Source organism: Xanthovirga aplysinae (assembly GCF_009711365.1).
Lineage (GTDB): Bacteria > Bacteroidota > Bacteroidia > Cytophagales > Cyclobacteriaceae > Xanthovirga > Xanthovirga aplysinae.
Map to the genome: position 1 here is coordinate 1 of NZ_SMMB01000951.1, position 5757 is coordinate 5757.

At 34.8% G+C, this 5757-nt stretch carries 3 protein-coding genes; all 3 read right to left on the reverse strand.

Annotation, left to right across the window (positions count from 1 at the left end):
* Positions 1-93: 93 nt before the first annotated feature.
* Positions 94-2478, reverse strand: a complete 2385-nt coding sequence (locus E1171_RS08825) for a TonB-dependent receptor (protein ID WP_155205643.1) — start codon at positions 2476-2478, stop codon at positions 94-96.
* A gap of 212 nt (positions 2479-2690) precedes the next feature.
* A complete protein-coding gene (locus E1171_RS08830; RefSeq protein ID WP_155205644.1) occupies positions 2691-5087 on the reverse strand; it encodes a TonB-dependent receptor domain-containing protein in 2397 nt (798 codons plus the stop codon).
* A 314-nt stretch (positions 5088-5401) separates the two neighbouring features.
* The coding region (locus tag E1171_RS08835; protein ID WP_155205645.1) for an outer membrane beta-barrel protein at positions 5402-5757 on the reverse strand (356 nt) is incomplete at its 5' end.

Below are 5757 nucleotides of genomic sequence, written 5' to 3' on the forward strand. Positions count from 1 at the left end.
GATAATAAGGTAAAGGAAATTTAAAGTATTAGTTTTACCGGTTCGGTTTTTTCAGTAATAATAAATCCTAGGTTGATGTTAGGACTCCATTTATTAAATTCTGTCTGTATCGGATTTTCCTACATTTTTATTTTTATAATTAGATTTTTTCAACTTCCCGAAGTTATAGGAAACAGATAACCTAAAATAATCAGTACTCCACCTTCTATTATAATAAACATCCGTTTGGCCAACATTATAATTTCCAGAGGCTATTCTATTGTGAAATATATCATTGGCAATAATTCTACATTTTAAGGCGCTTTCAAGAAATGACTTCTCCAAAGAGGCGGTTATATAATACATACGGTTTCGGCGATGAAGCCCACCGTGATTATCTCCCAAATACCAGAATAACAGTTCTGCATGGAAAGCATCTGCTAGCCTAATTCGGTTACTAGAGGAAAATAAGATATTCGGTTTAGGGGTTACCCTTTGAAAATCATACTCATTTTCTATATAGTTTGTATACCTTAAGTTAAGCGAATTTCTGGATGTCAGCCACTTATTAGAAAAGGTCCTGGAAACTGACACAAAAAATTGATGGGTCTTATCATAATTTATACGTTTTAAAATATAGCTTTTGGTATCTTTCCCCCTAAGTGCTGTTGTTCCCAATTCATCAATGGTGTAATTATACCCTACATTTATGGTTGTCTCTTTAATTCTGCTATTCAATTCAAAGGAATGGTTTTTTTGAGGCCTTAATTCAGGATTTCCTTGAATGGAGGTATAGGGGTCCTGATAAATTAAGACTGGGTTTAACCTTTGATAAGGAACCCTTGTTATTCTTGAATTATAAGAAAAATTTAGGTTAAAATTATTTGAAAACTCCTTGGAGATAGAAAAATTAGGAAAGAAATTAAAAAAATCATCTTCTATGGGTTGATTTTCAATTTGAGATATCTTGAGGTTATAAGTGGTGTATTCACTTCGTAGCCCAATGGTGTAATTTAAGTTTTGATTCAAACTACTTTTGAAACTTAAATATGCCGCTCCTACTGATTCCTGGTAATTGAAATTATTGGATAAATTATGATCTAGGTAAAAATCAAGACCATCATTAGAAACCATAAACTCTGAAACAAAATCATTTTTAACACCGCTATATTTTACTCCCACCTCTATTACATCACTATTTTTAAGGGCTTTTGTGAGATCAGCTTGGGCGGAAAAAATTTCTACCTTAAGGTCTTGCAAATTTTTTAGTAATCTGGAGGATGTATTATCGTGTTCAATGCTTTCCTCATGTATCCAATTGTTTGTGCCAATACCAAAATTAGAATATTGCCCTCCAATGAAAAGGGCGGCTCCTAAAGTATCTAAAGCTTTATTATAATTTATGGATATCGTGTGATTCTTATCTTCTTCATCAACTTCCGTATTGCTTTTATAAAAGCCTGAACCAAAATCATCAGTAATGTTATTGTTACTAAAGGTATTTCCGCCCAAGGACTCTGAGAAGCCTGAGTATTCTGCAGATAGGTAGCCCTCCTTTTCCATATCATATTGTAATCCCAAACCATAGTAGGAAAAATTCTTAAATTCACGCTCCCAACTTGTTGTTAAATCTGTTTTTAAAAAAACATTTTCCGCATCCCGCTTTCTTGTTGTATGCAGCAATTCTCTTTCTTTTCCTAATTGAAGGGAGTACTTAGCGTTGGTAGTGAATCGTCCTTTTTTATAATTTACATTTAGACTGGAATTGGTATTTATTCCCCCGAATTTAGAATAGTCAGCATTTTGTTGAATCCTTGCTTGATAACCATCTTCTCTTTGTTGGATAGTGCTTATATGGATTACAGCAGCACCTTCAGCATCATACTTTGAAGAAGGATTTCTAATGATCTCTATTTTTTTAACATTTGAGGGTGAAATTAATGACAACTGATTATTGTCGATTCTTTTTCCGTTTAAATAAAGGATGGCATTACCTTTACCAAATACGGAAAGAGCTCCTGATTCATCTACCAATACTTCGGGAGATTTTGATAATATTTCATTAACAGAGTTACTGGCTGACAGCACGGTGTTTTCAATCAAAACCTCTACAGTGCCATCATTCCTTTGTCTATATATGGGTTTTTGACCTTTTACCACTACTGCATCAAGGGAAGTTCCTGAATTTTCAACTAAAATTTCCCCTAAATCAATTATAGGGTCCCCAGAATATTCGATTTTTAGAAAGGTATCATCAAATTCCAATGAAGAGAACTTGAGAATTATTGCATTATGTTTTAGATCAGTTAGTTCAAAATCTCCATCAAAAAAGGAAGTGGCTTTTATTAATGTGGAATCTTTTATTTCTAGGGCTATGACATTTCCAAAGGGCAGATGCCCATCCGAAGTAACTATTTTTCCTTTAACAGTATAATTTACCTGGGAAAAAGAGGTCACTGGAGCTATTAATAAGATGAATAGATATAGTAGATTTTTCATAAAAGATTTTTTAGAATGAGATTAATCTATTGGATCAAAAAGATTTCCCTTCTCCTTTTCCTATCTGTTGATAAGGCCAATGCCTCTGGGGAATTCTTTTTTGTTTTTACATTGATATTTCTTTAATTTTTTAAGTGACATCCTTCTCTCAATTTTTTTTGAAATTTGGATTTGGAAATGAATGGTTTGGTATTTTTGATTAAATCAAAATCTTATTGTGCTCTGCTATTTTCTTCTTGCCCTGTAGATTTATTTCTGTAGGTTGTTTTCTTTAATTTTCCAAAATTATAGCTCAAGGTAAAGCGGTAAAAGCTGGTATTTGTAACCCGGTCAAAAAGCACATCCGTTGGTCCGACAGTGTAATTTCCGTCAGGGTTATTGGTTTGGAAAATATCATCAACCAAGAAGCTCAGCTTTAAAGATTTATCAAGGAATTCTTTTTCTATTCCCAGGCTTACTGAATATTGTTTTTTTCGATAAAAAATGCCATCATTTAAACTCCCTCGATACCAGCCCAACAATTGTAATTGGACAAGATCCTTTACATTAAATTTATGGCTGGAATAGAGGTAAAGATAGGGAAGAGGCTTTCTGAATGTGAAATCAAACTGATCATCATCAAATTTCAGAAAATTGATGTTAATCGAATTCATAGAGCTCCACCATTGATTTGAAAGCGGGATGCTTAAAGAGGAGAAATACAAGTGACCTGTTTTGAAGTTTATAGCTTTCAAAACATAGGTGTCAGGGTCCTTTCCTTGCATGGCTGACCCTCGTAGGGGATCCATGATGTAGTTGTACCCGATTTTAAGTTCTACTTGATTATGGCGGGCCCAAGCTTCAAAGGCATGTGTTTTTTCCGGGATTAAATTGGGATTTCCTTCAATGGTAGTGTAAGCATCCTGATAAATTACCGTAGGATTAAGTTGTTGATACCTTGGCCTTCTTATTCTTAGGGCATATCCCATACCATATTGAGTAATAAGAGCCTTTTTTTGAGCAATTTGGGAATTGATGGACAGACTTGGAAATAGATTCAGGTAAGCCTTTCCAAAGCTTTCTTCCTCAGGAATTCTCGTGGTCAATTGATAGGAAGTCCATTCACTTCTTAGACCAAACTGATAGTTCCATTTTTTGTGAAAAATCCCTGTAAAATTGAGGTAAGCAGCAGCAATGTTTTCTTTATAGTCAAAATAATTGGAGCGTTGAGGGTCGAGAATGAAGTTTTTACCCTCTTCGGAAGTAAAAAAGTCGGATTCCGATTGGTTTTTTACATGACTGAATTTGGCACCTGCCTCCAATTTATTAAGGTTGGTGAAAGTTTTAGTATAATCAGCTTGAGTACTTAAAATCGTAATTCCATGATCCATTTTATTATTTAAAACTTTGGTGGTTTGTCGGTCGTTGACGTTACCGGTTTCATCAATGAGCTCATCCACAATAGAACTGTATTGAGCATACTGGCTTCCGATAAAAAGAGAGGATCCCAAACTATCCAAAGTATTATTGTAATTTAAAGTAATGGAATGGTTGGTAGTCAGATCATTGTTGTGAATTTTACTACCAAATTCACCCTCCATGGTATTTGTTAAAATGTTGTTTGTACTTTCTACACTTCCACCTAATTTTTCTGTAAAGCCACTAAATTCTGTTGAAAGGTAGCTTCTTTCATTGATGTCATATTGGGCCCCCAAATCATAGTTAGAATAGTTTAATATTTTCTCCTTCCATTCCGTCTTAAGTTCCGATTTGTAGAAATCTTCCTTTTGCGCCCGTGTTCGGGTGGTATTCAATATATGTCTGTCATTTCCTAATTGCAGTTGATAATTGCCTTTAATGGAAAGTTTTCTTTGACGATAATCCAGGTTAATATTACTTACTGTGTTGGTTCCTGCAAAGTCGGATAGTGTAAGGGATTGAAGGACAGTACCCCTATAGCCCATCTGTTTATTAGTTTTGGTATGGATATTTATCACCGCGGCACCTTCCGCATCAAATCTGGCGGAAGGACTTGAAATGACTTCTATGGTCTTTATTTGTGAGGGGGATAGGGAGGCCAATTGTTCATTGGAAATTCTTCTTCCATTTAAAAAAATAATAGCCTCTCCTTTTCCAAAGACTGTAATAGCATCCTCCTCTATGAGAATATTGGGAGATTTTGAAAGTACCTCACTTACAGAAGTGCTATTGGCCAAAATGCTATTGGCTACATTTATTTCCAGCACACCATCCGGGCGTTGCTGAAAGGGAGCGGCCTGTCCTACTACCTCAATTGCTTCCAGGCTTATCAAATCAGGTTCTACCAAAATATCTCCTAAGTTTACATGGGATTCACCCTCAAAATTTACATTCAGGAAAGTGTCAGTAAATTCCAATGAGCTCAATTTTAAAAGGACTACTTCATGGTTTAATCCCTTGATTTCAAATTCACCGTCCAAAAAACTTACCCCCATGATAAATGCGGAATCACTCACTGAAAGGGCAACGGCATTGCCCATGAGCAATTCATTGCCCGCATTAATTACGCGTCCTGAAAGATTAGAAATGCTTTGTCCAACTACATAATGGCAACAAAATACAAAAAATGTCAACCCTGCTATTTTCTTCATAATAATTGTTTTAATGATGGTCAAAAGTAGGTTTGTGGAGTCCAAAAGGGGTTTTCGCTTATAAAACAGGAGTACGGATTTATAAATTTGCAATAAATACTTGTCTCATCTTACTAAAAAGTGTTTTGGTAATAGTCATAGTGAAACTTGGGGGAACCATTGAGTTTAATCGCTAGAGAAGGGTTCACAGATTAATCGATGTTATTTGATGGATGTTTTTTTGATAAGTCTTAATCATTTAAAGTGATACCTTTCCTGGAAGCATTTTTGAGAACTGGATTGGTAAATGAATGGTCTAAAAATGAATCAAAACCTTATTGTGCCCTGCTATTTTCTTCTTGTCCTGTGGATCTGTTCTTATAGGTAGTTTTCTTTAATTTGCCAAATCTGTAGGTTAGGGAAAACCTGTAAATATTCGTATTGGTTACCCTAGCGTAAATCACATCGGTTGAGCCCACTGTGTAATTTCCTGCAGGGTTATTTTTTTGAAAGATGTCATCGGCCAGGAAACTCACCTTTAAAGATTTATTGAAAAAGTCTTTTTCTAATCCAATACTGACTGAAAATTGCTTTTCTTGATTAAAGAAACCATCCACTCTATTACCCAAAAACCATCCTAACAATTGCAATTGAAATAAATCTTTTATATTAAATTTATTATTGGAATAGA